This is a genomic window from Isoptericola sp. AK164 (assembly GCF_029643425.1).
Lineage (GTDB): Bacteria > Actinomycetota > Actinomycetes > Actinomycetales > Cellulomonadaceae > Isoptericola > Isoptericola haloaureus.
Genome location: NZ_CP119106.1, coordinates 2,118,544 through 2,145,019 on the forward strand (window position 1 = coordinate 2,118,544; position 26,476 = coordinate 2,145,019).

The 26,476-nt window shown below is 73.8% G+C and carries 25 protein-coding genes and 2 tRNA genes; 12 read left to right on the plus strand and 15 right to left on the minus strand.

Annotated elements, in window-relative coordinates; all coding sequences use genetic code 11:
* Positions 1–15: 15 nt before the first annotated feature.
* From PO879_RS09865 to PO879_RS09875, 3 genes are all read right to left on the minus strand, one after another.
* Positions 16–888, minus strand: coding sequence for a Nif3-like dinuclear metal center hexameric protein (locus PO879_RS09865; protein WP_278234731.1), 873 nt, complete (start codon positions 886–888; stop codon positions 16–18).
* Between the two features lie 31 nt (positions 889–919).
* Positions 920–2,338 carry a sugar porter family MFS transporter gene (locus PO879_RS09870; protein WP_278234732.1) on the minus strand — a complete coding sequence of 473 codons (1,419 nt, stop codon included), beginning with the start codon at positions 2,336–2,338 and terminating at the stop codon, positions 920–922.
* Positions 2,339–2,419: 81 nt separating this feature from the next.
* Positions 2,420–4,171, minus strand: a complete 1,752-nt coding sequence (locus PO879_RS09875) for a bifunctional 3'-5' exonuclease/DNA polymerase (protein ID WP_278234733.1) — start codon at positions 4,169–4,171, stop codon at positions 2,420–2,422.
* A gap of 217 nt (positions 4,172–4,388) precedes the next feature.
* Here PO879_RS09875 and PO879_RS09880 point away from each other — a divergent pair, with 217 nt between their 5' ends.
* Positions 4,389–6,083 carry a serine/threonine-protein kinase gene (locus PO879_RS09880; protein WP_278234734.1) on the plus strand — a complete coding sequence of 565 codons (1,695 nt, stop codon included), beginning with the start codon at positions 4,389–4,391 and terminating at the stop codon, positions 6,081–6,083.
* A 15-nt stretch (positions 6,084–6,098) separates the two neighbouring features.
* Here PO879_RS09880 and PO879_RS09885 read toward each other — a convergent pair whose 3' ends face one another.
* A complete protein-coding gene (locus PO879_RS09885) occupies positions 6,099–6,539 on the minus strand; it encodes a CBS domain-containing protein (RefSeq protein WP_278234735.1) in 441 nt (146 codons plus the stop codon).
* A gap of 216 nt (positions 6,540–6,755) precedes the next feature.
* On the opposite strand from PO879_RS09885, the gene PO879_RS09890 reads away from it, so the two are divergent.
* From PO879_RS09890 to PO879_RS09900, 3 genes are read left to right on the plus strand one after another with little or no spacing between them, the layout of a single operon-like run.
* Positions 6,756–8,171 (plus strand): FAD-binding oxidoreductase, encoded by a 1,416-nt coding sequence (locus PO879_RS09890; protein WP_278234736.1) that lies wholly within the window; start codon positions 6,756–6,758, stop codon positions 8,169–8,171.
* A gap of 13 nt (positions 8,172–8,184) precedes the next feature.
* A complete protein-coding gene (locus PO879_RS09895) occupies positions 8,185–9,069 on the plus strand; it encodes a universal stress protein (RefSeq protein WP_278234737.1) in 885 nt (294 codons plus the stop codon).
* Between the two features lie 8 nt (positions 9,070–9,077).
* Positions 9,078–10,067, plus strand: coding sequence for a zinc-dependent alcohol dehydrogenase family protein (locus PO879_RS09900; RefSeq protein ID WP_278234738.1), 990 nt, complete (start codon positions 9,078–9,080; stop codon positions 10,065–10,067).
* Between the two features lie 3 nt (positions 10,068–10,070).
* On the opposite strand, the gene PO879_RS09905 is transcribed toward PO879_RS09900, so the two are convergent.
* From PO879_RS09905 to PO879_RS09915, 3 genes are all read right to left on the minus strand, one after another.
* Positions 10,071–10,595, minus strand: a complete 525-nt coding sequence (locus PO879_RS09905) for a flavodoxin/nitric oxide synthase (RefSeq protein WP_278234739.1) — start codon at positions 10,593–10,595, stop codon at positions 10,071–10,073.
* 30 nt (positions 10,596–10,625) lie between these two features.
* Entirely contained in the window at positions 10,626–11,132 is a 507-nt protein-coding gene (locus PO879_RS09910; RefSeq protein ID WP_278234740.1) for a GyrI-like domain-containing protein, read from the minus strand.
* Positions 11,133–11,274: 142 nt separating this feature from the next.
* Complete coding sequence (locus PO879_RS09915; RefSeq protein ID WP_278234741.1) at positions 11,275–12,654, minus strand: MBL fold metallo-hydrolase; 1,380 nt, start codon at positions 12,652–12,654, stop codon at positions 11,275–11,277.
* 146 nt (positions 12,655–12,800) lie between these two features.
* Here PO879_RS09915 and PO879_RS09920 point away from each other — a divergent pair, with 146 nt between their 5' ends.
* On the plus strand, positions 12,801–13,631 hold the full coding sequence (locus PO879_RS09920; RefSeq protein ID WP_278234742.1) for a CPBP family intramembrane glutamic endopeptidase: 831 nt from the start codon (positions 12,801–12,803) through the stop codon (positions 13,629–13,631).
* Here the strand turns inward: PO879_RS09920 and PO879_RS09925 are convergent, their stop codons facing one another.
* From PO879_RS09925 to PO879_RS09940, 4 genes are all read right to left on the minus strand, one after another.
* A complete protein-coding gene (locus PO879_RS09925) occupies positions 13,632–14,663 on the minus strand; it encodes a hypothetical protein (protein WP_278234743.1) in 1,032 nt (343 codons plus the stop codon).
* A gap of 107 nt (positions 14,664–14,770) precedes the next feature.
* Positions 14,771–14,844, minus strand: a tRNA-Val gene (locus tag PO879_RS09930).
* A 57-nt stretch (positions 14,845–14,901) separates the two neighbouring features.
* Entirely contained in the window at positions 14,902–15,369 is a 468-nt protein-coding gene (locus PO879_RS09935; protein ID WP_278234744.1) for a peroxiredoxin, read from the minus strand.
* A 4-nt stretch (positions 15,370–15,373) separates the two neighbouring features.
* Positions 15,374–15,802: a DUF3052 domain-containing protein gene (locus PO879_RS09940; protein ID WP_278234745.1), complete on the minus strand. Its 429-nt coding sequence runs from the start codon at positions 15,800–15,802 to the stop codon at positions 15,374–15,376.
* Between the two features lie 314 nt (positions 15,803–16,116).
* Here PO879_RS09940 and aceE point away from each other — a divergent pair, with 314 nt between their 5' ends.
* The gene (gene aceE, locus PO879_RS09945) at positions 16,117–18,864 is read left to right on the plus strand and encodes a pyruvate dehydrogenase (acetyl-transferring), homodimeric type (protein WP_278234746.1); all 2,748 of its coding nucleotides are present in this window, start codon (positions 16,117–16,119) and stop codon (positions 18,862–18,864) included.
* Positions 18,865–18,980: 116 nt separating this feature from the next.
* Here aceE and PO879_RS09950 read toward each other — a convergent pair whose 3' ends face one another.
* On the minus strand, positions 18,981–19,664 hold the full coding sequence (locus PO879_RS09950) for a hypothetical protein (RefSeq protein WP_278234747.1): 684 nt from the start codon (positions 19,662–19,664) through the stop codon (positions 18,981–18,983).
* A 108-nt stretch (positions 19,665–19,772) separates the two neighbouring features.
* Here PO879_RS09950 and PO879_RS09955 point away from each other — a divergent pair, with 108 nt between their 5' ends.
* The 5 genes from PO879_RS09955 (at position 19,773) to PO879_RS09975 (ending at position 24,706) form a co-directional block, all read left to right on the plus strand.
* Positions 19,773–20,933: a helix-turn-helix domain-containing protein gene (locus PO879_RS09955; RefSeq protein ID WP_278234748.1), complete on the plus strand. Its 1,161-nt coding sequence runs from the start codon at positions 19,773–19,775 to the stop codon at positions 20,931–20,933.
* A 98-nt stretch (positions 20,934–21,031) separates the two neighbouring features.
* Positions 21,032–22,003 carry an ACP S-malonyltransferase gene (locus tag PO879_RS09960; RefSeq protein WP_278234749.1) on the plus strand — a complete coding sequence of 324 codons (972 nt, stop codon included), beginning with the start codon at positions 21,032–21,034 and terminating at the stop codon, positions 22,001–22,003.
* Positions 22,000–23,010 (plus strand): beta-ketoacyl-ACP synthase III, encoded by a 1,011-nt coding sequence (locus PO879_RS09965; RefSeq protein WP_278234750.1) that lies wholly within the window; start codon positions 22,000–22,002, stop codon positions 23,008–23,010. Before PO879_RS09960 ends, PO879_RS09965 begins: the two co-directional genes overlap by 4 nt.
* A gap of 105 nt (positions 23,011–23,115) precedes the next feature.
* The gene (locus PO879_RS09970; protein ID WP_278234751.1) at positions 23,116–23,364 is read left to right on the plus strand and encodes an acyl carrier protein; all 249 of its coding nucleotides are present in this window, start codon (positions 23,116–23,118) and stop codon (positions 23,362–23,364) included.
* Between the two features lie 91 nt (positions 23,365–23,455).
* Positions 23,456–24,706, plus strand: a complete 1,251-nt coding sequence (locus PO879_RS09975; protein WP_278234752.1) for a beta-ketoacyl-[acyl-carrier-protein] synthase family protein — start codon at positions 23,456–23,458, stop codon at positions 24,704–24,706.
* A gap of 100 nt (positions 24,707–24,806) precedes the next feature.
* Here PO879_RS09975 and PO879_RS09980 read toward each other — a convergent pair whose 3' ends face one another.
* Complete coding sequence (locus PO879_RS09980) at positions 24,807–25,307, minus strand: DUF3145 domain-containing protein (RefSeq protein WP_278234753.1); 501 nt, start codon at positions 25,305–25,307, stop codon at positions 24,807–24,809.
* Positions 25,308–25,467: 160 nt separating this feature from the next.
* Entirely contained in the window at positions 25,468–25,953 is a 486-nt protein-coding gene (gene def, locus PO879_RS09985; RefSeq protein WP_278234754.1) for a peptide deformylase, read from the minus strand.
* Positions 25,954–26,059: 106 nt separating this feature from the next.
* Here def and PO879_RS09990 point away from each other — a divergent pair.
* Positions 26,060–26,136 (plus strand) — tRNA-Ile (locus PO879_RS09990).
* Between the two features lie 109 nt (positions 26,137–26,245).
* On the opposite strand, the gene PO879_RS09995 is transcribed toward PO879_RS09990, so the two are convergent.
* Positions 26,246–26,419 (minus strand): CsbD family protein, encoded by a 174-nt coding sequence (locus PO879_RS09995; RefSeq protein WP_278234755.1) that lies wholly within the window; start codon positions 26,417–26,419, stop codon positions 26,246–26,248.
* Positions 26,420–26,476: the final 57 nt, after the last annotated feature.

The following is a 26,476-nucleotide window of genomic DNA, read 5'->3' on the forward strand; positions in this document are numbered from 1 at the left end:
CTCTTCAGGTGCCGGTCAGCGCTCCGGGCTCCCGAGACGGTGCGTCCACGGGTCGGTGACCAGAGTGCTCACCTTGGTGGTCACCGTACCGTCTCCCAGTCCGGTCGCGAGATCCGCGGCGGCGTAGGCCAGCCAGGGCCACTCCGAGGCGAAGTGGGCCACGTCGACCAGGTAGGGGGTGCCCGCCTGCGGCCGCTCGGGGTCGGGCGACTCGAAGGCGGCGCGCTCGCGCAGCTCGGAGGCCGGGTGGTGGCGCAGGTCGGCGGTGACGTACACGTCGGCGGCCGTGGCCCGCACGGCGTCGAACAGGGAGTCCCCGGACCCGCCGACCACGGCCGCCGTCGACACCGGCGCGTCCAGGTCCCCGGCCACGCGCACGCCCTGGGCGGTGGCGGGCAGCACCTGGGCGACCCGCTCGGCGAACTCGCGCAACGTCGTCGGGTGGTCCAGCCGGCCGACCCGGCCCAGGCCGCGGTCGACGTCCTCGACGTGCGCCACGAGCGGACGCCGGTCGGTCAGCCCGACCAGGTCGGCCAGGGCGTCCGCGACCCCGCGCGGGGCGGAGTCGGCGTTGGTGTGCGCCACGTAGAGCCCGCACCCGGCGGTGAGGAGCCGGTGCACCACGGCACCCTTGAACGTGGTGGCCGCCACCGAGTGCACGCCCCGGAGGAACAGCGGGTGGTGGGTGACCACGAGGTCCGCTCCCCAGTCGACGGCCTCGGCGACGACGTCGGCCACCGGGTCCACGGCGAACAGCACCTTGCGCACCGGCCGGGACGGGTCGCCCGTGACCAGCCCGACCGCGTCCCACCCCTCGGCCGTGGACGGCGGGTACAGGTCCTCCAGGACGGAGACGACGTCGGCCAGCGTGGGCGGTGCAGCGTTCATGCCCTCGAGCCTAGGACCTGCGGCGCCGGTGTCACTCCATGTCCTCGAGCTCCTTGTCGCGCGTCTCGGGCACGAAGCGCAGGACGAAGAACAACGAGGCGAGCGCCGCGATCGTGTAGAAGCCGTACGCGAACCACAGGCCGATCTCCGCCATGGACGGGAACGAGCTGGAGATGGCGAAGTTCGCCAGCCACTGCGCCGCGGCCGCGATGCCGAGCGCCGTGCCGCGGATCTTGTTGTTGAACATCTCGCCCAGCAGCACCCACACCGCCGGCCCCCACGACATCCCGAAGAAGACGACGAACAGGTTGGCGGCGATGAGGGCGACGATCCCGCCGGTGTCGCTGAGCACCGGCTCCAGCTCGCCGGCGTCGTTCGCGACCAGGGGCGCCTGGCTGAACACGATCGTCATCGTCCCGAGCGCGACGAACATCCCGGCCGACCCGATGGTGAGCAGCCGCCGTCGACCGATCCGGTCGATGAGCAGGATCGCCACGACGGTCACCACGATGTTGGTCACCGACGTGATGACGGTCTGCTGCAGCGCGTCGTCCTCGGTGAACCCGACCGCCTGCCACAGCGTCGAGGAGTAGTAGAAGATGACGTTGATCCCGACGAACTGCTGGAACACGCTCAGGGCGATGCCGATCCACACGATCGGCAGCAGGCCGCCGGTGGGCTTGACCAGGTCGCGCAGCGAGGTCGCCCGGTCACGGATGATCGTGCGACGGATCTCGCTGATGCGCTCGTCGACACCCTCGGTCAGCACGCTGGAGAGGACCTCGCGCGCCTCCTTGTCTCGTCCCTGGTGGACGAGGAAGCGTGGCGACTCGGGGATGCTCAGAGCCAGGGCACCGTAGACGACGGCGGGGACCACCTCGGTGAAGAACATCCACCGCCAGGCCGCCAGGCCGAACCACAGCTCGTTCTCGGCGCCGCCCGCGGCGGCCGCGATCGCGTAGTCGCTGAGCAGCGCCACGAAGATGCCGGTGACGATCGCCATCTGCTGCAACGAGCCGAGGCGGCCGCGGATGTGCGCCGGCGAGATCTCGGCGATGTACGCCGGCGCGATCACCGACGCCGCGCCGACGCCGAGACCGCCGATGACCCGCCAGACGATCATGTCCACGGGCCCGAACGCGAACGTCGAACCGACCGCGGAGAGGGTGAACAGCGCCGAGGCGATCACCATCACGCGCACGCGGCCGATCTTGTCGGACAGCCGACCGGCGAAGTAGGCCCCGACCATGCAGCCGAGCAGGGCGGAGGAGACGACGAAACCGGTCACCCCGGCACCCATGCCGAAGTCCTCCTGCATGGGTGTGACGGCACCGTTGATGACCGCCGTGTCGAATCCGAAGAGGAAACCGCCCAGCGCCGCGGTGACCGCGAGCTGGATCACGCGTGCTGCGTGGAAACCCTGTTCATGGGTCTGAGTCGTGCCGGACATCGTCGCCCTCCCGCCGCCGTCGCCAGGTGCGGCCAGGTTAGGCCCCTGCGGCCGTCACCGCCCGCTGACGGCGCGACGTCGCTACTTCGCCTCGTCGTACGCCGCCACGGCGGCGACCGTCAGCGGGAAGGCGACCGGGAAGTCGCCGAACATCAGCCGGCCGGCCTCGGCCGCGGCCTCGCGCACCTCGTGCGCCACCGCGTCGGCGAGCCCCGCCGGGGCGTGCACCACGACCTCGTCGTGGACGAAGAACACCAGGTGCGGACGGTCGGCGAACGGCGCGGGCGCCCGACCGGCGGGCCCGGCGGTACCGAGCGCCCACAGCCGGCGCCGGATCGAGGCGAGCCAGCACTCCGCCCACTCCGCGGCGGTGCCCTGGACCACGAAGTTGCGCGTGAACCGGCCCCACGCACGGGCCGAGGACCGCGCGAGGGTCGCCGCACCCTCCGCGGCGCCCTCCCCGAGCGCCCCGGACTGCGCCTCGTCCCAGGCCTGGCCGGGCGGTGGGGAGGACCGTCCCAGCCAGGTGGTCACCACGCCCCCGCCCTCACCGGTGGCCGCGGCGTCCTCCACCAGCCCCATCGCGTGCGGGAAGGCGCGCCGCAGCCGCGGCAGCACCTGCCCGCTGACGCCGGTGGTCCCGCCGTACAGCGCGCCGAGCATGCCCACCTTGGCGTGCTCGCGGGTGGCGACGGCACCGGAGGCCACGATGCCCGCGTACAGGTCGCCGTCCCGCCCGGCACGCGCCATCGCCTCGTCGTGCGCCATCGCGGCCAGCACCCGCGGCTCGAGCTGGGCGGCGTCGGCCACGACGAGCACCCAGCCGGGGTCGGCCCGCACGGCCCCGCGCACGCCCTTCGGCAGCTGCAGGGCGCCGCCGCCGGTGGAGGACCAGCGCCCGGTGACGACGCCCGCCACGACGTAGTCGGTGCGGAACCGGTCGCCGCGGACCCACTGGTCGAGCCAGTGCCAGCCGTTGGCCGTCCACAACCGGTACAGGCTCTTGTACTCCAGCAGCGGCGCGACCACCGGGTGGTCGATCCGTTCGAGCTCCCCCTTGCGCAGGCTGCGGGCACCGACGCCCGCGTACTCCAGGGCCCGCAGCAGGTCCGGGTGGGAGTCGGGGTTGAGGGTCGGCGGGGCGTCCAGCGCGGCACGGACGTCGGCCACGAGCTCCTCCAGGCGGGCCGGGCGCTGCCCGGGCGTCGGCCGGGGTCCGAGGGCCTCGGTGAGGATCGCGTCGTGGACGTCGGCGCGCCAGGGCAGCCCCGCGTGGTGCATCTCGGCGGCCGCGAGCGCCCCGGCGGACTCGGCGGCGAGCAGCAGCCGCAGCCGGCCGGGGTCGGAGGAGCCGGCGACGGCGGCCCGCTGGACCTCGAGCTCGCGCTGCGGGTCCGCCCCGTCCGCGGGCGGGGCGGCCGGCGCGACGTCGTCGAGGTCGAACAGGGACTCGTGCTGCCGTGCGCGGACGACGGACGTGTCGCCCCCTCCCCCGGCCGCCGCCGGCTCGAGGGCGTCCCACGGGCCGGGCGGGGCCCCGGCCAGCTCCGTGGTGCGCGCGAGCTGCGAGGTGCGCAGCACGCGGTGGGCGAGCCGCAGGTCATGGGCGCGGTCGAGCCGCTCGCCGGCGGTCAGCAGCGCCGGGTACCACCGGTTGGTGTTGTCCCAGGTCCACCGCGGGTGGCCGGTCTCCTCGAGCCGGTGCACGACGGCGGGGACGGCGTCGGCGTCGACGTCCTGCGGTGCCACGGCACCGGTGTCGGCCGGTGCGCCGTCGTCGGACGGGTGGACCCGGACCCGGCCGCCGGGAAGTCGCGTGAGGAGGACGTGCACCGGGCGATCCTCCCGCACGCCTCCGACAGCGGCTCCCCGACCGGCACCGTGAGGTGCACGACAGACGGGTCGTCGGGCCGCCCACGACCGTGCGGCCGCGGCACCCACCACTTACTCTGTGATGGCCCATGACTGAGACGATCGAGACCAGCGCCCCGCCGGCGCCGAGGCACGCGGACGCCCCGCGCGGGACCGCACCTCGACGACGGTGCCCGGCGTGACGCCCCCGGGACCGGCCGACGAGGCGTCCGGCGGCCACGTCGTGCTCGGCGGGGCCTACGTGCTGGGCGACATCCTCGGCACCGGTGGCACCTACACGGTCTACGAGGCCTCCCGGGTCGGCGCGACCGGCACGGACGGGACCGCGGAGGACACCGAGCCGCTGCTCATCAAGGTCCTGCACCCGCACCTGGTCGACGACGAGCCCACCCGCGCGGCCCTGGCCCGCGAGATCGCCGCCTCCGACCAGGTCGACCACCCGGGCGTCGCCAAGGTCCTCGACACCGGTGAGGACGAGATCGCGGGCGCGACCGTCCCCTGGCTGCTCACCCGGCGGCTGCCCGGGACCACCCTCGCCGAGCAGACGCCCTCGACGGGCCTGCCGTGGCCCGAGGCGCTCGGGGTCGCCGGCGGGCTGCTCGCGGCGCTCGCCGCCGTGCACGCCGCCGGGCTGGTGCACCGCGACGTGAGCCCGCGCAACGTGGTCGTCGACCGGCACCCGGACTGCACCGTCCAGGTCGGGCTGATCGACCTGGGCCTCACCGCCCCCGGCGGCCGGGACGGCGACGGCGGGACCGTCGTGGGCTCGGCGGCGTTCATGTCGCCCGAGCAGGCCCAGGGCAGGCCGCTCGACGCACGCAGCGACCTGTACTCCGTCGGGGCGCTGACCTACTTCGCCCTCACCGGGCACGCTCCGTACGAGCGCGCCGAGCCCGCCGACGTGCTGCGCGCCCACGTCGGGGCGCCCGTACCCGCGCCGTCGGCCCGCCGGGCCGGCGTGCCGACCTCCGTCGACCGGTACGTCGCGCAGGCGATGGCCAAGGACCCCGACCGCCGGTTCACCGCCGCCGGCACCATGGCGGCCGCCGCCGCGTCCGTGCTGGGCCTCGCCGCGAGCGCCGCCGCGGGCCCGGGGGCGGACCCCGACCAGACGATGAGCCTCGCCGAGGTCGACGCGCAGGACCCGGACCGGACCGCCGCGCTGGGAGCCGCCGGCACGACGGCGGCGCTCGCCGCGGCAGCAGCGGCGGCCGCGAGCGACGCCGAGCTGCAGCGGACCCGGCAGCTCGGCGCGGTCGGCGCCGGTGCCCCCGGCGACGCCGGCGACACAGGCGAGGCGACCGGCGCTGCCGGAGCGGCCGCGGCGGTCACCGGGGCGACGCCCGCCGACCCGGGTGCCGCGGCGCAGGACGCCCCGCCGTCGTCCGCCCGCCGGTGGGTCCCGGTCGCGCTGGTGGCCCTCGTGCTGGCCGTCGCCGCCGGCGCCGTCGTGTCCTGGCCCCTGGGCGACGCGGACCGAGGAGACCCCGTGCCCGTCGTCACGGTCAGCCCCTCCCCGACCACGGACCGCACGACGCCACCTCGCCCGGACGACCCGACGACGGCACCGCCCGCCGCACCGGCGCCCGAGCCCGAGCCCGAACCCACTCAGGAGCCGTCGCCCAGTCCGTCGCCGAGCCCCACGCCGTCGGACGAGCCGTCGCCGGAGCCGACGACGGCGTCGCCCACGGCACCGGAGCCGGACCCCACGGACGACACCACGCCGGCACCGCCGCCGACGCCCGACCCGGACCCCACGGACGACACCACCACGGCGCCGGCGCCGGCACCCGAGCCGACCGACGACGCTCCCACGGCGCCGTCGGACGCCGAGGCGTCACCGGCGCCGGGCGGGAGCACCCCCGCGCCGTGACCCGACCGACGCCGGTCAGTGCGCCCGGCCGCCGGTGATGTAGTCGGTGAGCTGGTCGCGCTCGGCCTGCACCTCGGCCATGCGGCGCTTGACGACGTCGCCGATGCTGACGATCCCGACCAGCCGGCCGTCGTCCAGAACCGGCACGTGGCGGACCCGGCGCTCGGTCATCACGGCCATCAGGTCGTCCAACGGCGTCTCGGGCCCGCAGGTGTGCACGTCGACCGTCATGAGCTGCGCCACGGAGGCGTCGAGCACCCCGTCGCCGTCGTGGTGCAGCCGACGGACCACGTCGCGCTCGCTGACGATGCCGTCGACGTGGGTGCCGTCGCCGGACACGACGACCGCACCGATGCGGTGCTCGGCCAGCAGCGCCAGCAGGTCCCGCACGCTCGCCCCCGGCGCGACGGTGACGACCTCGTCACCCTTGTGCCGCAACGTCTCTGTCACCCGCATCCCGGCACCTCCGCCGTGTCAGCGCCGGGCGCCGTCGCCACGGCCTCCTGCGTCGACCGTACGGCATCCGCACGCGCTCGCCCGGCGGGCCTGCGGCACGCGCCGCCCGGCGCGCGAGTCGCCGCACCCTCACTACGCTCGATCCCAGGAGGCGTCGCGCCGCGGTCCGTCCGCTCCGACGCGACGAGGTCGTCGACACCAGCGAAGGAGCAGGTGATGACCGAGCTCACCACGATCGACGGCGGCACCACGCGGCTCGACGCCGAGCTGGACGCGCTGGCCGCCGACCTGACCGGCGGGCTGGTCCGGGCCGGGGACCCCGACTACGACACGTCCCGCGCGCTGTGGAACGCCGTGACCGACCGGCACCCGGCCGCGATCGTGCGGTGCGCCACCACCGAGGACGTGGGCCGCGCGGTGCTGCTGGCCGCCGAGCACCGCCTGCTCGTCGCGGTGCGCGCCGGCGGGCACAACGTCGCCGGCACCGCGGGCGTCGACGACGGGCTCGTCATCGACCTCGGGCAGATGCGCGACGTGTCGGTCGACCCCGGGACCCGGCTCGCCCGGGTCGCCGGCGGGGCGCGGCTCGGCGACCTGGACGCCGCCACCCAGGAGCACGCTCTCGCGGCCCCGGCCGGGGTCTTCTCCGACACGGGGATCGGCGGGCTGGGGCTGACCGGCGGCATCGGGTGGCTGCGGCGCCTGCTCGGGCTGACGTGCGACAACATCGTCGGGGCGACGGTGGTCGCCGCGGACGGGACCGTCCACGAGGTCGACGAGGAGAACGACCCCGAGCTGCTGTGGGGCCTGCGCGGCGGGGGCGGCAACCTGGGGGTCGTCACCGAGCTCGTCGTGCGGCTGCACCCGGTCGGACCGGAGGTCTACGCCGGGTTCGTCCTCCACCGCGCCGACCGGGCCCTGGAGGTCCTGCACGCCTACCGGGACTGGTCCGCCGACCTGCCCGACGAGGTCTCCTCCATGGCCGTCCTCGGGGCAGCACCCGAGGACGAGGCCGTCCCCGCCGAGCTGACGGGACAGCCGTGCGTGATCGTGCTGGCCTGCGTGGCCGACCCCGACCACGGGGAGGAGCTGCTGGCGCCGATCCGCGACCTGCCCGACCCGGCCGCGGACCTCAGCGGCCCGGTGCCGTACGTCGAGCTGCAGCAGCTCTTCGACGCCGACTACCCCGAGGGGATGCGGTACTACTGGCGCTCGGTGCACCTGCCCGAGCTCTCCGAGGAGGCGCTGCTGCGCAGCGTGGACCAGATGCACCGCCGTCCCTCGGCGCTGTCCACCATCGACCTGTGGCACCTGGGTGGCGCGATGTCGCGGGTCGGCGCCGAGGACACCGCGTTCGGCGACCGCAGCGCGCCCTATCTCGTGGGCATCGAGGCGAACTGGACCGATCCGGACGACGACGAGGCGAACATGCGCTGGGCCCGGGGCTGCGCCGCCGACCTCGACGAGCTGTCCACGGGACGCGAGTACCTCAACTTCCCCGGTTTCCAGGAGGGCGGCCAGGAGACCCTGCGGGCGGCCCACGGCGAGGCGAACTACGCCCGGCTGCGTGCGCTCAAGCAGCGCATGGACCCGCAGAACCTCTTCCGGCTGCACCAGAACATCGCACCCTGAGGAGCTGATCGCGGTGATCGAGAAGAGCGAGATCTGGTCGCGCGGCGTGGTCGTCGGCGTGGACGGGTCCCCCGAGAGCTACCACGCGTTCGACTGGGCCCTGGCCGCCGCGGCGCGCCACCACGCGACGCTGACCGTGACGCACGCCCGGACGGTGCCGGCCGGGCCCGTCAGCCCCGTGCCGGCCTACGACCCCGAGCAGCTGCGTGCCGAGGCCCAGCAGGTCGTGGACGACGCGCTCGGCAGGATCCGGCACGACCCGCAGGACATGCCGGAGGTGCGGTCCGCGGCCAGCATCGGCGCTCCCGACTCCGTGCTGACCGCGTACTCGCGCGACGTCGACCTGGTCGTCGTAGGACGCCGCGGCGCGGCCGGCTCGCGGCACGCCCTGGGGTCGGTGTCCGCGGCGACCGCCGCGCACGCCCGTGGTCCGGTCGCGATCGTCCCCACCGGCGCCCACGGGCCCACCCCGGAGCGGGTCGTGGTCGGCATCGGGTTCGACGACGACCCCACCGCGGCGCTCGACCTCGCGTTCTCCGAGGCGGACCGCAGCGGCTGCCCCGTCGTGCTGGTGCACGCCGTGCAGCCGTCGACGCAGGTCGCCCACGAGGCGGGACCCGCGCAGGACGAGGACGTCCAGGCCGCGCTGCGCGGGCTGGCCAGCCACTGGGCGACGGCCCACCCCGAGGTCGAGTGCCTCCTGCGGACGCGGCCCGGGGACGCCGCCGAGGCGCTCCTGGACGAGGTGACGGCGTCGGACCTGCTCGTCCTCGGCGGGCACCGGCACCGGCGCTTCCTCGGGCGGCTGCTCGGCTCGGTCCCGGACGCGCTGCTGGGCGAGGCCCCCTGCGTCGTCACCGTGGTGCACACCGACCGGCCGCACCCCCACGAGGACTGAGGACCCTCGTGCGGGCCTGGACGACCGGCGACCAGGCCGGGAGCCTCACCCTGTCCGAGCTGCCCGTCCCGGAGCCGGCGGCGGACGAGGTGCTCGTGCGCGTCGAGGCCTCCGGGGTGTGCCGCACCGACCTGCACGTGGTCGACCGCGAGCTCGCCGTGCACCGACCGCACGTCGTCCCCGGCCACCAGATCGTGGGGACGGTCGAGGCCACCGGGTCCGCCGTCCGTCGGCTGCGCCCGGGCGAGCGCGTCGGCGTCGCCTGGCTGCGCCGCACCTGCGGGGCCTGCCGCTGGTGCCGCGAGGGCCGCGAGAACCTCTGTCCCGACTCGGCCTACACCGGGTGGGACGCCGACGGCGGCTTCGCGGAGCACACCACCGTGCCCGAGGCCTTCGCCTACCCGCTGACCGCCGACCACGACCCCGTCACGACGGCGCCGCTGCTGTGCGCCGGCATCATCGGCTACCGCGCCCTGAGCCGGGCGAACCTGCCGCCCGGCGGGCGCCTCGGCATCTACGGGTTCGGCTCGAGCGCGCACCTCACCGCCCAGGTGGCGACCGCCCGCGGGGCCGAGCTGTTCGTCATGACCCGCGGCGAGCAGAACCGCGAGCTGGCGCGACGCGCCGGGGCCGCCTTCGTCGGCGGCGCCACCGACGTGCCCCCGGTGCGGGTCGACGCCGCGATCGTGTTCGCCCCGGCAGGCGAGCTGGTCCCCCTCGCGCTGCAGGCCACCGAGCGTGGCGGCACCGTCACGCTGGCCGGCATCCACATGAGCGAGATCCCCGCGATGGACCACACCCGCGACCTGTTCGACGAGCGCGACCTGCGCACGGTGACCGCCAACACGCGGGCGGACGGTGCCGCACTGCTGCGGCTGGCCACCACGATGCGTCTGACGCCGGCCGTCACGCGGTACCCGTTCACCGCCGCCGACGCGGCCCTGGACGACCTGCGAGCAGGACGTGCCTCCGGCTCCCTGGTGCTCGCGCCGGCGTGAACCTCAGGCGCGCTGCAGCATCTCCAGGGAGCGGACGGCCAGCCGTTCGCCCCACTCGCGGGCCCGGTCGCGCTCGTGCGGCAGGAGCGGCCCCTCGGTGTCGGCGACGTAGAACGACGCCCCCCGGTCCACCACGCGGTGCCCCTCGTGCCGCAGCGCGCGTGCCGCGGCGTGCGCGGCCGACCCGGGCAGGTGGCGGACCTTCTCGACGCGCGTGTCGAACGTGGCGTACAGCCGCAGGTCGCGGTCCGGTGAGAGACGGTCGATCCACTCCCGGATGCCCGGGTAGTCGGAGGGGCGGTCGCCCAGCCGTTCCTGCGCCTCGTGCCGTGTCTGGGGCCGGCTCATGCCGAAGGCGTGGGTCGGGCCACCGACGACGACGAGGTCCTCCCCGTCGGCCTCGTCGTCGCCCAGGCTGCTGACGGAGCGGACGCGCACCGGCATGCGGGTGGCGATCCCGTCCCCGACGGCACGCGCCACCAGGGCGGTGTTGCCGAAGCTGGTCTCGTAGATCACGAGTGCGGACATGACGATCAACTCCTCGGCGCCCGAGCGCCCTCAGCCGGCCTCGACGGCCGGACCGCTGACCGGCATGACGATCCGGGTGCGCCAGGTCGCCGGGTCGGGGTCCGACTCGGGTCCGGCCTCGTAGAACTCCCACGACTGGTCCAGGGGATGCACGTCGTGCTCGGTCATCCAGGTCTCCAGCCGTGCGTAGGTCGCCGCCAGCCCGTCGTAGGCCCCGTCTTGGAGGGTCTCCACGACGCGCGCCTCGGGCAGGACGCCGGAGACCGGCCTCCCGGGGCCGGGGTCGGCCACGGTGAGGTCGGCCGGTTCGGCCAGCGGGAACCCGATCTCGATGTCGAAGCCCCCGGCCATGGGCCCGCGGTAGCGGGCGTAGGGCGGACCGGCGGGCTGCACGCCGCCGTGCTCCAGCGCGGCGACCACCTGGGGCAGGACCCGGGCGAACAGCGCGGGCACGTCCTCCTGGCTCACCATCTGCCGCAGCCCGAAGGTGGGCTGCTCCACGGACTCGATCAGTCGGATCTCGTGCGTCTCGTCCATCGCTGCTCGACCTCCCTGCCGGACTGCGGCGCGTCGCCGTCGACCGCTGGTTCCCACGATCGACCGGGCGCCCCGCGTCCGGACAGGGCCCTAGGTCCCGACTCGACCCGCCGGAGGTCCCGGACCCCGGGGCCGGGAGCCGTCAGTCCACGAGCACCTTCTCGCCGGCGCGCGGGACGACGGCGGGACAGCCGACCTCGTCACGGATGCGCTCGGCCAGTGCCGCCGACGCGCGTTCCTCGCCGTGGACGACGTAGACGGCCTCCGGAGGCTCGGGCATCTGCCGGAGCCAGTCGACCAGCTCGCTCGCGTCGGCGTGGACGGAGAACTCCTGGTCCTCGACGATCTCCGCGTTCACCGGCACGTACCGGCCCATCATCTTCACCTCACGCGCGCCGTCGCGCAGCATGCTGCCCCGGGTGCCGTTCGCCTGGAAGCCGGTCAGGACCACGCAGTTCCGGCGGTCCGGGAGCAGATGGCGCAGGTGGTGGACCACGCGGCCCCCGGACGCCATCCCCGAGGCGGAGACGACGATGCACGGCTGCCGCGGCGAGTTGAGCCTCATCGACTCCTCCGGGGTCCGGGCCGCGTGCAGCGACGGGAGGTCGACGAGGTCCGACATCCCCGGGCGCAGCTCTCCGGCGACCCCGGCACGTCGGTAGACGTCGAGGGCGGCCAGCGCCATGGGGCTGTCGACGAAGACCGGGACCGGAGGGATCTGGCCCTCGCGGACCATCGTGGACAGGGCGTGCAGGACCAGCTCCGTGCGGTCGACGGCGAACGCCGGCACGAGGACCACGCCGCCCCGACGGATCGTGCGGCGTACGGCGTCCGCGAACGCCGCGTGCGCCCGGGGCGGCTCACGGTGCTCGCGGTCGCCGTAGGTGGACTCGATCACCACCGTGCGCGCGGCGGGCGGGTCGGCGCGTGGTCGCAGCACGGGGTGCTCGGTACGCCCGAGGTCCCCGGAGACCAGGACCCGGGCGGACCCGACCCGAGCCAGCACGCTGGCCGAGCCCAGGACGTGACCGGCCCGGACGAGTCGCAGGCTCGACTCGCCCCCGAGGTCGACGTCGACGTCGAAGGGCACGGTCTCGAACCTCTCGATCGCGCGCTCGGCGTCCTCGACCGTGTAGAGCGGCAGGGGCGGGTCGTGACGGGACCACCCGCCGCGTCGCGCGAGGTCCGCGTCCCGCTCCTGCAGGTTGGCGCTGTCCCGCAGGACGATCGCGGTGAGCGCGGCCGTCCCCTCGGTCATCCGGATCGACCCCGCGTAGCCGTCACGGACGAGGACGGGGAGGAAGCCGCAGTGGTCCAGGTGGCAGTGCGTCAGGACCACGTCGTCGATTGTCTCCGGCGGGACAGGGAAGGCGTCCCAGTTCCTCCGCCTCCACCGCCGCTCGCCCTGGTAGAGACCGCAGTCGACCAGGAGCCGTCGATCGTCGGACTCGAGCAGGAACCGGCTCCCGGTCACGGTCCCGGCGCCACCGAGGAACGTCAGCGCGACCGATGCTGTACCCACGCTCCCCATCGTCCGCCCCTCGCGGCTCGGTCAGCAGGGCCGATGGTCCCGAGACGGTCGGCCGGAGGTCCCGGCGTCGGACGTCGCCCGGCGGCGAGCCGCCGCGGCCGGACGGACGATGGGAGGAGCCACCCGAGGAGCAGGCCATGGGCACCGCGGACGCCGAGCGGCCCGCCGTCCGGCACGGTCCGGACGTGCGGGGGCGGGTGGCCGCGCACCCGCTGGCCACCTACGTCCTCCTCGCGTACGCCTTCTCGTGGGCGTACTGGGTCCCGCTCGCGCTCGGCGAGCAGACCGTCGAGGCCGGGGTGGGTCGACCGAGCCAGCTGCCGGGTCTGCTGGGCCCCGCGCTGGCCGCCGTGGTCGTCACGGCGGTCGTCGGCGGGCGGGCAGGGCTGGCGGACCTGGGCCGCCGGCTGGTCCGCTGGCGGGTGGGCTGGTGGTGGCTGTCCGTGGTCGCCGTCCTGGGGGTCGGTGCGGGCGCGCTCGCCGTCGTCGGCGGCACGACCGATGCCGGGGACCTGACCCGCTACAGCGGGATCGACGCCGCGGCGGGCCCGGTGGGGACCGTCGCCCTGGCCCTCGTGGTCAACGGGCTCGGGGAGGAGACCGGGTGGCGCGGCTTCCTCGCGGACCGTCTGCTGCGTCGGCACGGCCTGACCGTGACCGCGCTGCTGGTCGCGGCGGCGTGGGCGCCGTGGCACGCACCACTGTTCGTCCTCATGGGCTCGTTCGCGGGATTCACCCCGGTCGAGACCGTCGGGTGGGTGATCGGTCTGACCGCGGGGTCCGTCGTGCTCACGTGGCTGTACCGCGGGGCGTCGGCGAGCATCCTGCTGGTGGCGGTGTGGCACGTCGCGTTCAACCTGACGTCCGGCACCCCGGGCACCGCGGGCACCGTCGCCGCCGTCAGCTCCACCGTCGTCATGGTGGCCGCGGTGGTGATCGTCGCCGCCGACCTCCGCCGGCGGCGGTGATCAGCCCCAGACCGCGAGCGCCACGGTCCCGACGTAGATCGCCGGGATCGCGATGCCCTCGAAGCCGATCCCCCGCCGGTCGCGCACGATGAGCCCGGCGGCCAGCGTGGCGGTCATCAGCAGGGTCCCGCCCACCAGCACCAGGCCGGTCGACCCCGCGTCGGTGTAGACGGACCCGGGCAGGTACGCCGCGTCGGCGACGGACACCATGAGCATGTCGTAGACGTTGCCGCCGATGACGTTGCCGATACCGAGGGTGAGCTGGCCCATCCTGACCGCGGTCACCAGCACCACGAGCTCGGGCAGGGAGCTGATCCCCGTCGTGAGGGTGAAGCCGACGACCCCGCCGTCGAGCCCGGTCGCCTCGACCACGGACAGTCCTGCCCGGCCGACGATCCAGCCCGCGACGCCGACGACGAGCCCGAGCCCGGCCAGCAGCCCCCACAGCCGCCGGGTCGAGCGGGAGTCCTCCACGCCGTCGTCCCCGTCGCCCTCGTCGTCGTCCGCCGTCTGCGCGGTCCGGATGGGCTGCCACATCGGCGCCTTGTGCATCTGGCGCAGCAGCACCAGCCCGTAGCCGTAGAGCACCGGGATGAGCAGCGTGAGCCAGTGCACCCAGCCGATCGTCAGGTCCGGCGTGGCGGCGGCGACCACCGGCACGGCCAGCAGGGCGACGAGGATCAACGACTGCAGGACGTTCTGCAGGGAGGCCGCCGCGTGCTCGAGGTTGACCCGACGGTAGACCAGGTCGGCGATCGCGAGCCAGACGGTCTGCACCGCCACCCCGCCGACCGGGTTGGCGAGCGCGAAGCCGGCGTCGCCGCCGAGAGACCCCGTGAGCACCGTGACCAGGCCGGGCAGGGAAGTGACCGCCCCGAGGAGCAGCGCACCGCCGACCGCGTCGCCCAGGCCGGTCCGCTCGGACAGCGTGTCGGCGACCCGGGTCAGCCGCACGCCCGCGAGGACGATCACCCCGGACATGGCCGCCAGCGCGACGAGGCTGGGCAGGAAGTCCCACGGCATGCTGAACATCGCCCCGACGCTACCGGTGCAGGTCGTCGGGCGCCGGACGGCCCGCGCGGCCCGCCCTGGCCGAGGTCGCCCCGCGGTGCACGCGGCGACCTCGACGGAGGTCTCGGTGGGCCCGGAGGGACTCGAACCCCCGACATCCACGGTGTAAACGTGGCGCTCTGACCAACTGAGCTACAGGCCCCGGCAGCGCAGGACAGGATACCCGCCCGCGCCCCCGACGCGGACACGGCCGCGCGGCTCAGACCTCCGCGAGCGCCGCCAGGTAGTCGTCGAGGTCACGCCGGGCGCCCCGCGGGAGCACCACGGACCAGCGCACGATGCCGTCGGCGTCGATGAGGAACGACCCCCGCAGCGCGTGCCCGGACGAGTCGTCGAAGACGCCGAACGCCTGGGCGGCCCGGCCGTGCGGCCAGAAGTCGCTGAGCAGGTCGAAGCCGAAGCCCTCGACCTCCTGCCAGGCCTTCAGCGTGAAGACCGGGTCCGTGGACACGGCCAGCACCCGGACGCCGGCGGCCTCGAACTCGCCGGCGTGGTCGCGCAACTCGCCGAGCTCGGCGGTGCAGGTCCCCGAGAAGGCGAACGGGAAGAACACCACGAGCACCGGCCGGCCGCGCAGGTCGGCCAGGTGCGTGGGGGTGCCGTGCGTGTCGGGCAGCGTGAAGTCGGGTGCCGGTGCGTCGGCAGCCGGCACGACGCCGTCGACCACGGGTCTACCGACCGCGCGAGGCGAGCCGCGTGGCCGACCAGTCGTCGCCCGCGGAAAACGTGCTCGTCGCGTGCAGGCCGGCGGTGGTCGACGCCTCCTGGATCTCGCTGTGGCCCACGTGGCCGTCCCGACCCGGCTTGCGGGTGAGCAGCCAGATCTGGCCGCCGTCGTCGAGCGCCGTCTGGACGTCGACCAGCATGTCCGTCAGGTCCCCGTCCTCCTCGCGCCACCAGATGATGACGCCGTCGACCACGTCGTCGAAGTCCTCGTCCACGAGCTCGTCGCCGACCACCGCCTCGATCGCCCCGCGCAGGGGCTCGTCGACGTCGTCGTCCCACCCGAACTCCTGCACGACCTGACCGGTGGTGAACCCGAAGCGCGCCGCCAGGGTGTCCGCCTGCTGTCCCACGAGGACCTTGGTTCCTTCCGTCATACGTCCGACGCCGTGACCGGCGTCCTGTCTGCGTTCTGCTGTGCGTCAAGGTAATGCACTCGGCCCCCGGATGCCCGCCCAGTCCACGACATCGAGCCTCCTGACCGCTTGCGCACGGGGTGACATGACGTAGATCACGGATTCTTGACCGCTTCCTGGTGTCCGTGCGGAGGAACTCGGGACACAATGTGTAGTGACCCCCTGTGGGTGCACCGCGCCGTCGCGATCCCGACGACGTGGGCGACGCGCACGGGACGCCTGACACGGGCGCTCGCCGGACCCCGGCGACGGCCCGCAGAAGAGAGAGGTTGCTGGTGGCTTCGTACGACGAGACCGGACCGCTGATCGACGGTCTGCTCAGCGCTGTGCCGGACATCGACCCGTCCGAGACCTCGGAGTGGGTGGAGTCCCTCGACGGGCTGATCGACGACAAGGGCGGCCCGCGCGCCCGCTACGTCATGCTCAACCTGCTGCGGCGTGCCCGCGAGCGCAACGTGCAGATCCCGACGTCGGTGGCCACGCCGTACGTCAACACCATCGGTGTGCACGAGGAGCCGTACTTCCCCGGCGACGAGACGATGGAGCGGCGCTACCGCTCCTGGATCCGCTGGAACGCCGCGGTGATGGTGACCCGCGCCCAGCGCCCGGAGATCTCGGTGGGTGGCCACATCTCCTCCTACGCCTCCGTGGCGACGCTGACCGAGGTCGGTCTCAACCACTTCTTCCGCGGCAAGGACCACCCGGGCGGCGGCGACCAGGTCTACTTCCAGGGGCACTCCTCCCCCGGCCAGTACGCCCGCGCCTACCTCGAGGGTCGCCTGTCCGCGGACCGGCTCGACGGGTTCCGCCAGGAGAAGTCCCACGAGGGCGGCGGCCTGCCCTCCTACCCGCACCCGCGCCTCATGCCGGAGTTCTGGGAGTACCCGACGGTCTCGATGGGCCTCGGCCCGGCCTCGGCGATCTACCAGGCCTGGACCAACAAGTACCTGCACAACCGCGGGATCAAGGACACCAGCCAGCAGGACGTGTGGGCCTTCCTCGGCGACGGCGAGATGGACGAGCCCGAGTCGCGCGGCATGCTCCAGCACGCCGCCCACCAGGGGCTGGACAACCTGACCTTCGTGGTCAACTGCAACCTGCAGCGCCTGGACGGTCCGGTCCGCGGCAACGGCAAGATCATGCAGGAGCTGGAGGCCCAGTTCCGCGGCGCCGGCTGGAACGTCATCAAGGTCGTCTGGGGCCGCGAGTGGGACGCCCTGCTCAACGCGGACAAGGACCGCGCCCTGGTCAACCTCATGAACGCCACGCCGGACGGCGACTACCAGACCTACCGCGCCGAGTCGGGCGCGTTCATCCGCGAGCACTTCTTCGGGCGCGACCCGCGCACGAAGGCGCTCGTGGAGAACATGACCGACGAGGACATCTGGAACCTGCGCCGCGGCGGCCACGACTACCGCAAGATCTTCGCCGCCTACTCGGCCGCGCGGGCGCACACCGGACAGCCCACGGTGATCCTGGCCCAGACGGTCAAGGGCTACGCGCTCGGGTCGAGCTTCGCCGGCCGCAACGCCACGCACCAGATGAAGAAGGTCAAGAACGAGGACCTCAAGGCGCTGCGCGACAACCTGCGCATCCCGCTGACCGACGAGCAGATCGACGCCGAGCCGGGCCTGCCCCCGTACTACCACCCGGGCATGGAGGACGAGTCGATCCAGTACATGCTGGACCGTCGCCGTCACCTCGGCGGGTTCGTGCCGGAGCGCCGGTCGTCGCCCAAGGCGCTGTCCCTGCCGAAGGACAAGTCCTACGAGATCCTCAAGAAGGGCTCGGGCAGCCAGCAGGTCGCCTCGACGATGGCCTTCGTGCGGCTGCTCAAGGACCTCATCAAGGACAAGGAGTTCGGCAAGCGCATCGTGCCGATCATCCCCGACGAGGCGCGCACCTTCGGTCTGGACTCGATCTTCCCGAGCGCCAAGATCTTCAACACCGTCGGGCAGAACTACCTGGCCGTGGACCGCGAGCTCATGCTGAGCTACAAGGAGTCCGAGGCCGGGCAGATCATGCACACCGGCATCAACGAGGCCGGTTCCGCCGCCGCGTTCCAGTCGGTCGGCACGGCGTACGCCACCCACGGCGAGCACATGGTGCCCGTCTACATCTTCTACTCGATGTTCGGGTTCCAGCGCACCGGCGACCAGTTCTGGGCCGCCGGTGACCAGATGACCCGCGGGTTCATCATCGGCGCCACGGCCGGCCGCACCACGCTGACCGGTGAGGGTCTGCAGCACGCCGACGGCCACTCCCCGCTCATCGCGGGCACCAACACCGCGATGGTGCAGTACGACCCGGCCTTCGGCTACGAGATCCGCCACATCGTGCGCGACGGCATCGAGCGCATGTACGGCGACGGCTCCGACGGTCGCGACCAGAACGTCATGTACTACCTGACGGTCTACAACGAGCCGATGGTCCAGCCGGCCGAGCCGGAGGACGTGGACGTCGACGGCATCCTGCACGGCATCCACCGCATCGCCACCGACGACGGCGAGGGCCCCAGGGCCCAGCTGCTCGCCTCCGGCGTGGGCGTGCCGTGGGCCCTGGAGGCCCAGGAGCTGCTGCGCGAGGACTGGGGCGTGTCGGCCGACGTGTGGTCGGTGACGAGCTGGAACGAGCTGCGTCGCGACGCGCTCGCCGCCGAGCAGGCGGCGCTGGTCGACCCGGCCGCGGAGCCGCGCGTGCCGTACCTGACCCAGAAGCTGTCCGACGCCGCGGGGCCGTTCGTCGCCACCAGCGACTACGACCACCTGGTCCCCGACCAGATCCGGGCGTGGGTGCCGGGCGACTACGCCGTGCTGGGTGCCGACGGCTTCGGGTTCTCCGACACCCGCGCCGCCGCACGCCGGTTCTTCCTCATCGACGGCCCGTCGATGGTGGTCAAGACGCTGCAGCAGCTCGCCCGCCGTGGCGAGGTCCCGCAGGACGTCGTGGCCAAGGCCGTCGAGAAGTACCGCCTCACCGACGTCAACGCCGGCACCTCCGGTGTCGCGGGCGGGGACGCCTGACCCGCGAGGCGCCTGCCCGCACGCCGAAGGCCCCGCCATCCTCGCGGTGACGGGGCCTTCGGCGTGTCGGCAGCAATCGACGGACCGCCGGGCCGTGCTCGGGTGGTGCCGACGGGTCAGGTGGAGGACTGCCGGGCCTCGGCGGCCTCGATCGCGACCACGAGGTCGCGCCGCATCGCCTCGACCTGCCCGGACTCGGGGTGGGTGTCCAGGGCCTCCAGGTGCTGCCGCGCCTCGAACAGGCGGTCCGCCTCCACGGCGGCCAGCACGAGCTGGCGGCCCACCTCGGGCACCTGCTCCCGCGTGCGCCAGTGGCCGACGCCCAGGCCGAGGGCCTCGACGGGCATGTCGGCCTCGCGCAGGATCTCCAGGCTCGTGGCCAGCGCCACCCCGGACGGGTCGCGCTCGGCGGCCGTGGTGAAGCGGCGCACCGCACCCTCGGGGTCGTCACCGACCGACAGGCGGCCGAGCTCGACCAGGGGGCGCCAGGCCTTGGGATGGCCCGCGAGCTCCTCGGCGAGCGACCAGAGCGCGAGGTCGGCGGCACCGACCGGCTCCTCCTCCGGCTCCGCCGTCAGCGGGTCCTCGGGGTTGTCGGGCTCGGTCGCGTGACGACGCACCAGCTCGGCGAGCGCGCTGAAGGCGCGCTCGTCGTTCGGGTCGTCGTGGAGCATCGCCCGCAACGCGTCTTCGTGCACGGTGTCACCTCGCCGTCGGGTCTCGGACGGGCGCCGGACACCCACCATCGAGGTGGACCGTGGCCGGCGGATGAGCTGGCGGAGCCGAGACATCATGGCCATGACCCGACCCTATCGCCTGGTGTTCGTCGGGGTCGGGCGAACATGCCACGCGCCCGCGAACAGATGCATTTGTGCATTCCCCACAATGATGGCCCTATCCTCAGGAGCATGTCGACCACGACCGTCTCGCGCGACGAGAACGTCCAGCGCGTCCGTGAAGGGCTCGGGCTCCTCACCAACGCCGCCATGCGCCGCCTCGACGAGGAGGTCTCCTGGTACCGCCAGCTGCCCGCCGAGGACCGCTCCTACGTCGCCCTGGTCGCCCAGAGCGGCATCAACTCCTTCGCGACCTGGTTCGCCGACCCGACCCAGAACCCGCACGGCGTGGGCGAGATGTTCGCCGCCGCTCCCCCGGAGCTGACCCGGTCGATCTCCCTGCAGCACACGCTGCAGCTGGTGCGGCTCATGGTCGACGTCGTCGAGTCCTACTCCGACCAGATCGCCGCCCCGGGCTACGAGCGCGAGCTGCGCGAGGCCGTGCTGCGGTACTCCCGCGAGGTCGCGTTCTCCGCCGCCGAGGTCTACGCCCGGGCGGCCGAGGTCCGTGGCGCGTGGGACGCCCGCCTCGAGGCGCTGGCGGTGGACGCCCTGGTGCGCGGCGACACCGACGACGCGCTGCGCTCGCGCATCTCCGCCCTGGGCTGGAGCGGGCGCGGCCAGGTGCTGGTCGTCGTCGGCGAGGCCCTGGACGGGCTGGACGACGTCGGCACCGCCGAGCTGCGGCGCGCCGCCCGCCGCGCGGCCGGGGACACCCTCGTGGGCATCCACGGCGACCGCCTCGTGCTGGTCCTGGGCGGCGAGACCGACCTGGTCGCGGCCGCCACGAGCCTGATCGGCCGGTTCGGGCCGGGGCCGGTCGTGTTCGGGCCGGTCGTGCCCACGATCGCCGAGGCGACGTCGTCGGCGCGCTCCGCCCTGGCCGGGCTGGCCGCAGCGTCGGCGTGGCCGCAGGCGCCGCGCCCGGTCCTGGCCGACGACCTGCTGCCCGAACGGGTGCTCACCGGCGACCGCGCGGCACGCCGCACGCTCGTCGCGCAGGCCTACCTGCCGCTGCAGCAGGCCACCGGTGCCGTCCTGGAGACGCTGTCGGCCTACCTCGGCACCGGGCGCTCCCTGGAGGCGGCGGCCCGACGGCTGTACGTCCACCCCAACACCGTGCGCTACCGGCTGCGCAAGGTCTCCGAGATCACCGGCTGGGACCCGCTGGACGCCCGCGAGTCGTTCGTGCTGCAGATCGCCCTCGCGCTGGGGCAGCTCGACGACGCCTGAGCGCCGCGTCACGAATTGCGGATTCCCACAACCGGGGGTGTCCAGGTTGGTGCACGTCGCGACGCTCGGGGTATCCGCCCAGGTGGCACCGTGGTGTCGTGCTCGCCGTCGTCTGCCCTGGACAGGGCTCTCAGAACCCCGGGATGCTCAGCCCCTGGCTGGAGCTGCCCGGCACCGCCGACCTGCTCGACTCCTTCTCGGCCGCTGCCGGGACCGACCTGACCCAGCACGGGACCACGTCGGACGCGGAGACGATCCGGGACACCGCCGTGGCCCAGCCGCTGATCGTCTCGGCCTCCCTGGTCGCGCTGCGCACGATCCTCGACGGGCGTGAGGCCACCGAGGTCGTCGACGTCACCGCCGGGCACTCGGTGGGCGAGCTGTCCGCCGCCGCCGTCGCCGGAGCGCTCGACGACGCCGGCGCCGTCGGTCTCGTCTCCCACCGCGGACGGGCGATGGCCGACGCCGCGGCCGCCGCGCCGTCGGGCATGAGCGCCGTTGTCGGCGGCGACACCGACGAAGTCATGGCCGCCATCGAGGCTGCCGGCCTGTACCCCGCCAACGTCAACGGCGGCGGCCAGATCGTGGCCGCCGGGTCCCGCGAGGCCCTCGAGGCCCTGGCCGAGCAGCCCCCGGCGCGCACCCGCGTCGTCCCGCTGCCCGTGGCCGGTGCCTTCCACACCCCGTACATGGAGCCCGCGCGCAGCCGCTTCGAGCAAGTGGCCACCACGTGGCTGGCCACCGACCCGCGGCTGCCGCTGCTGAGCAACGCCGACGGCGCCGACTACGGCTCGCTGGCCGAGGGCTCGCGCGGCCACGGCACCTCCGCCGACGTCCTGTCCCGCCTGACCGCCCAGATCACCGCGCCGGTGCGCTGGGACCTGTGCCAGGCGTCGCTGGCCGAGCGCGGCGTCACCGGGCTCCTCGAGCTCGCCCCCGGCGGCGTCCTGGCCGGCCTGGCCAAGCGCTCGCTCAAGGGCGTCGAGTCCGTCGCCGTGAAGTCGCCCGACGACGTCGAGGCGGCGCGCGACCTCATCACCCGGCACTCCACCGTCGGCGGCGCGGCATGACCGCGCGCGCGGTGCTGCGCCAGGCCGAACCGGTGCGCCACTCGCGCATCCTGGGCATCGGCGGCGAGCGCGGCAGCCGGTCGGTCACGAACGACGAGATCGCCGGCCCGATCGACTCCTCGGACGAGTGGATCCGCCAGCGCACCGGCATCGTGACCCGGCGTCGCGCGACCGACGACGTCGACGTGCTGGACCTCGCCGAGGCCGCCGCCCGCCGGGCGATGGACGCCGCGGGGGTGACCGGCGCGGAGATCGACACGATCGTGCTGTCGACCATCACGTACTTCCACCAGACCCCGTCGGCCGCCGCCGTGCTGGCCGACCGGCTCGGCGCCACGCCGGCCGCCGCGTACGACATCTCGGCCGCCTGCGCCGGGTACGCGTACGGCATCGGGCAGGCCGACGCGATGGTCCGCGCCGGGACGGCGCGCCACGTGCTCGTCATCGGCGCGGAGAAGCTCAGCGACATCATCGACCCCACCGACCGGTCGATCTCGTTCCTGCTGGGCGACGGCGCCGGTGCCGCCGTCGTCGGCCCCTCGGACACCCCGGGCATCGGCCCGACGGTGTGGGGGTCCGACGGCGCGAAGTCGCAGGCCATCCGCCAGACCCACTCCTGGTCGGAGCTGCGCCGCGACGCCGACCTCGGCTGGCCCACGCTGCGCCAGGACGGCCAGACCGTCTTCAAGTGGGCGAGCTTCCAGATGGCCCCGGTCGCCGCCAAGGCGATGGCGGAGGCCGGGGTGCAGCCCGAGGACATCCAGGTCTTCGTGCCGCACCAGGCGAACATGCGCATCATCGACCAGATGGTCAAGCAGCTCGGGCTGCCCGAGTCCGTCGTGGTCGCCCGGGACATCGCCGACACCGGCAACACCTCGGCGGCCTCGATCCCCCTGGCCGTCGACCGGCTGCTGACCGAGGGCAAGGCCCGCTCCGGCGACCTGGCCCTCCAGATCGGCTTCGGGGCCGGCCTGGTCTACGCGGCCCAGGTGGTCGTGCTCCCGTAACACCAGACCCGTAGAGTCCGACCCTGGTGGTGCGGAAGAATCGCACCGCCCCATCACGACCCGGTGCCGGAGGACCGGTACCCCGTTCAAGGAGAGAAGCACCCCATGGCTCACACTTCTTCCGAGATCCTCGAGGGCCTCGCCGAGATCGTCGCCGAGGAGACCGGTCTGCCGACCGACGCCGTCGTGCCCGAGAAGTCGTTCACGGACGACCTCGACATCGACTCGCTGTCGATGATGACGATCGTGACCCACGCCGAGGACAAGTTCGGCGTCCGCATCCCGGACGACGAGGTGAAGAACCTCACCACCGTCGGCGACGCGGTGAAGTACATCGAGGGCGCCCAGAGCTGATCGGGCTCGTCCGCCCACGCGGGCAGACCGGCACGGCCGGTCTGCCCGCGTCGCCCGTCCACCGTCGTCCCTCGTTCTCAGGAGCCCCGTCATGACCGCCCCAGCCACGCGCGACGTCGTCGTCACCGGCCTCGGTGCCACCACCCCGCTCGGCGGGGACGCCCCCTCGACGTGGGCGGCCGCGCTCGCCGGTGAGTCCGGTGCGCGCACGATGGACAACGACTGGTCGGAGAAGTACGGCATCCCCGTCACCTTCGCCGCGACGATCAAGGAGGACCCCTCCGAGAAGCTGTCGCGCCCCGAGACCAAGCGGATGGACCCCTCGACCCAGTACGCGATGATCGCCGCACGGGAGGCCTGGCAGGACGCCGGCGCCCCCGAGGTCGACGGCGAGCGGCTCGGTGCGGTGGTCTCCTCCGGCATCGGCGGCATCTGGACCACGCTGGACGGCTGGGACACGCTCCGCGAGCGGGGCGCCCGCCGCGTGCTGCCGATGACCGTCCCCATGCTCATGCCGAACTCGCCGGCGGCCTACGTCTCCCTCGAGCTCGGCGCCCAGGCCGGCGCGCACGCGCTGGTCTCGGCCTGCGCCTCCGGCGCCGAGGCGATCGGCTACGGCCTGGACATGATCCGTGCCGGCCGTGCCGACGTCGTCGTCTGCGGCGGGACCGAGGCCACGATCCACCCGATGCCGATCGCGGCGTTCGCCGCCTCGCGCACCCTCTCGCTGCGCAACGACGACCCGCAGGGCGCCTCGCGTCCCTACGACGTCGACCGCGACGGCTTCGTCATCGGCGAGGGCGCGGCCGTCGTGGTGCTGGAGAGCGCCGAGCACGCCGCCGCCCGCGGCGCGCGCGTCTACGCCAAGATCGCGGGTGTGGGGCTGTCCGCCGACGCCTACCACATCACCTCCCCCGACCCGGAGGGCAAGGGGCAGGTCGCGGCGATGCGCCGCTCCCTGGCCGACGCCGGGGTCACGGGCGCCGACGTCGTGCACGTCAACGCCCACGCGACCTCCACCAAGGTGGGCGACCTCACCGAGACCCGCTCGATCCGCACCGTGCTGGGCGAGGACACCGACCACGTGCGCCTGTCCGCGACGAAGTCGATGACGGGCCACCTGCTCGGTGGCGCGGGCGCGCTGGAGGCCCTGTTCACCATCAAGGCGGTGCACGAGCGCCTCGCCCCGCCGACGATCAACGTCGTCACGCCCGACCCGGAGCTGCAGGTGCCGCTGGTCCGCGACGAGCCGGCGACGCTGCCCGACGGCGACATCGCCGCGGTCAACAACTCCTTCGGCTTCGGCGGCCACAACGTGGCGCTCACCGTCACCAACGCCTGAGCCCCCCGCACGCACGACGGCGCCCCGCCGGTTCGGTCGAACCGGCGGGGCGCCGTCGTCTGCGGAACCTCGGGACCGCCCGGTCGCGGGCGGGGGTGCGCTACCCGACGCGGTGCAGCCAGCGCACGGGGGCGCCGGCTCCCGCGTACCGGAAGGGTTCGAGCTCGTCGTCCCAGGCGCTGCCGAGGGCGAGGTCCATCGCCTCGCGCAGGGCACGCGGGTCGTGCGAGCTCTCCATGGCGGTGCGCACGCGGTCCTCGGGCACGACGACGTTGCCGTGGATGTCGGTCATGGCGTGGAAGATGCCGAGGTCGGGAGTGTGCGACCACCGCGCGGCGTCGCTGCCGTGGCTGGCGTCCTCCGTGACTTCGTAGCGCAGGTGGTCCCAGCCGCGCAGCGCAGAGGCCAGGCGCGCACCCGTGCCCTGGGCGCCCTGCCACGCGTACTCGGCGCGGTACAGACCTCGTGCCGCGGGCTGGGGCGTCCAGTCCAACGACACGTCAGCGCTCAGCACGTTGCCCGCCGCCCACTCGAGGTGGGGGCACAACGCGCGCGGCGCGGAGTGCACGAAAAGTACACCGCGGGTGATGACGCCAGCCATGTTGTCCTCCCTGGTTCCGAGACCCGTCTTCCCCTACGTCCTCGGTAGCCACGAAGTTCCTGGTCAGGCCATCTGTTGCGGCGTGTCCTCTTGCGTACTGGGTCACATCTTGCCGCACCCCCGCGGCACGCGCGAGAGTGATCCGGACATTTGAGGCGCCTCAGAGGCGCTCGCGCAGCTCCCGCATCGCCTTCTTGCGCACGCTGCGCTCCAGACGGTCCAGGTAGAGCTTGCCGTCCAGGTGGTCGCACTCGTGCTGCAGCGCACGCGCCATGAGGTCCGTGCCCTCGACGACGACCTCGTTGCCGTCCAGGTCGATCCCCTCCACGCGGGCGTACCAGGCGCGCGTCGTGGGGTAGAACAGCCCGGGCACCGACAGGCAGCCCTCGTCGCCGTCCTGCTGCTCCTCCGAGACGTCGACCAGCCGCGGGTTGAGCACGTAGCCGATCTCGTCGTCGACGTTCCAGGAGAACGCCCGCAGGTTCACGCCGATCTGGTTCGCGGCCAGACCGGCACGGCCCTCCGCGTCGACGGTCTCGAGCAGGTCCGCGACGAGGCCGCGCACACGGTCGTCGATCGTCGTGATCTCGTCGCACGCCGTGCGCAGCACGGGGTCGGGCACCACCCGGATCTCTCGCATCGCCATGGCTGGCATTCTTCCACGACGCCGCCCTGACCAGCGCCTCGGCGCCGCACCTGCGGGCAGACGTCACAACCGCTCCACACCGCGCTTCCGGTAGGCTCACCGCCGCGCCCCGTTAGCTCAGTCGGTCAGAGCAGTCGACTCATAATCGATCGGTCGCCGGTTCAAGTCCGGCACGGGGCACCACCCCCGGTGCTTCGTCCCGATCACCCGGCTGTCGGCGCGCAGCGTGCTGACGGCCACGCACGACGAGGGGCGGGTGCCGTCCCGGCACCCGCCCCTCGTCGATCCGGCGCTACTTCCTGAAGGCGTCCTTGACGTCGTCGCCGGCCTGCTTGAGGTTCGCCTGCGACTGCTCGCCGCGCCCCTCGGCCTCCATCTGCTCGTCGTCCGACGCCTTGCCAAGACCCTCCTTGGCCTTGCCGATGGCCTCTTCCGCGGCGTGCTTGGCCTTGTCACCGATGCTCATCAGATGCCTCCTCGTGCGGTGCGATCGACGCTACGGGGGTGATCGCACCGGCGCATC

Excerpts from the sequence above, each read along its gene's own strand:
- PO879_RS09965 (WP_278234750.1), top strand. The coding sequence starts at position 22,000 with ATGACCGCGCGCGCGGTGCTGCGCCAGGCCGAACCGGTGCGCCACTCG.
- PO879_RS09970 (WP_278234751.1), top strand. The coding sequence starts at position 23,116 with ATGGCTCACACTTCTTCCGAGATCCTCGAGGGCCTCGCCGAGATCGTC.
- PO879_RS09995 (WP_278234755.1), bottom strand. The coding sequence starts at position 26,419 with ATGAGCATCGGTGACAAGGCCAAGCACGCCGCGGAAGAGGCCATCGGC.
- def (WP_278234754.1), bottom strand. The coding sequence starts at position 25,953 with ATGGCGATGCGAGAGATCCGGGTGGTGCCCGACCCCGTGCTGCGCACG.
- PO879_RS09925 (WP_278234743.1), bottom strand. The coding sequence starts at position 14,663 with ATGTTCAGCATGCCGTGGGACTTCCTGCCCAGCCTCGTCGCGCTGGCG.
- PO879_RS09950 (WP_278234747.1), bottom strand. The coding sequence starts at position 19,664 with ATGGCCATGATGTCTCGGCTCCGCCAGCTCATCCGCCGGCCACGGTCC.
- PO879_RS09910 (WP_278234740.1), bottom strand. The coding sequence starts at position 11,132 with ATGGACGAGACGCACGAGATCCGACTGATCGAGTCCGTGGAGCAGCCC.
- PO879_RS09885 (WP_278234735.1), bottom strand. The coding sequence starts at position 6,539 with ATGCGGGTGACAGAGACGTTGCGGCACAAGGGTGACGAGGTCGTCACC.
- PO879_RS09975 (WP_278234752.1), top strand. The coding sequence starts at position 23,456 with ATGACCGCCCCAGCCACGCGCGACGTCGTCGTCACCGGCCTCGGTGCC.
- PO879_RS09865 (WP_278234731.1), bottom strand. The coding sequence starts at position 888 with ATGAACGCTGCACCGCCCACGCTGGCCGACGTCGTCTCCGTCCTGGAG.
- PO879_RS09870 (WP_278234732.1), bottom strand. The coding sequence starts at position 2,338 with ATGTCCGGCACGACTCAGACCCATGAACAGGGTTTCCACGCAGCACGC.
- PO879_RS09920 (WP_278234742.1), top strand. The coding sequence starts at position 12,801 with ATGGGCACCGCGGACGCCGAGCGGCCCGCCGTCCGGCACGGTCCGGAC.
- PO879_RS09980 (WP_278234753.1), bottom strand. The coding sequence starts at position 25,307 with ATGGCTGGCGTCATCACCCGCGGTGTACTTTTCGTGCACTCCGCGCCG.
- PO879_RS09890 (WP_278234736.1), top strand. The coding sequence starts at position 6,756 with ATGACCGAGCTCACCACGATCGACGGCGGCACCACGCGGCTCGACGCC.
- PO879_RS09905 (WP_278234739.1), bottom strand. The coding sequence starts at position 10,595 with ATGTCCGCACTCGTGATCTACGAGACCAGCTTCGGCAACACCGCCCTG.
- PO879_RS09955 (WP_278234748.1), top strand. The coding sequence starts at position 19,773 with ATGTCGACCACGACCGTCTCGCGCGACGAGAACGTCCAGCGCGTCCGT.
- PO879_RS09940 (WP_278234745.1), bottom strand. The coding sequence starts at position 15,802 with ATGACGGAAGGAACCAAGGTCCTCGTGGGACAGCAGGCGGACACCCTG.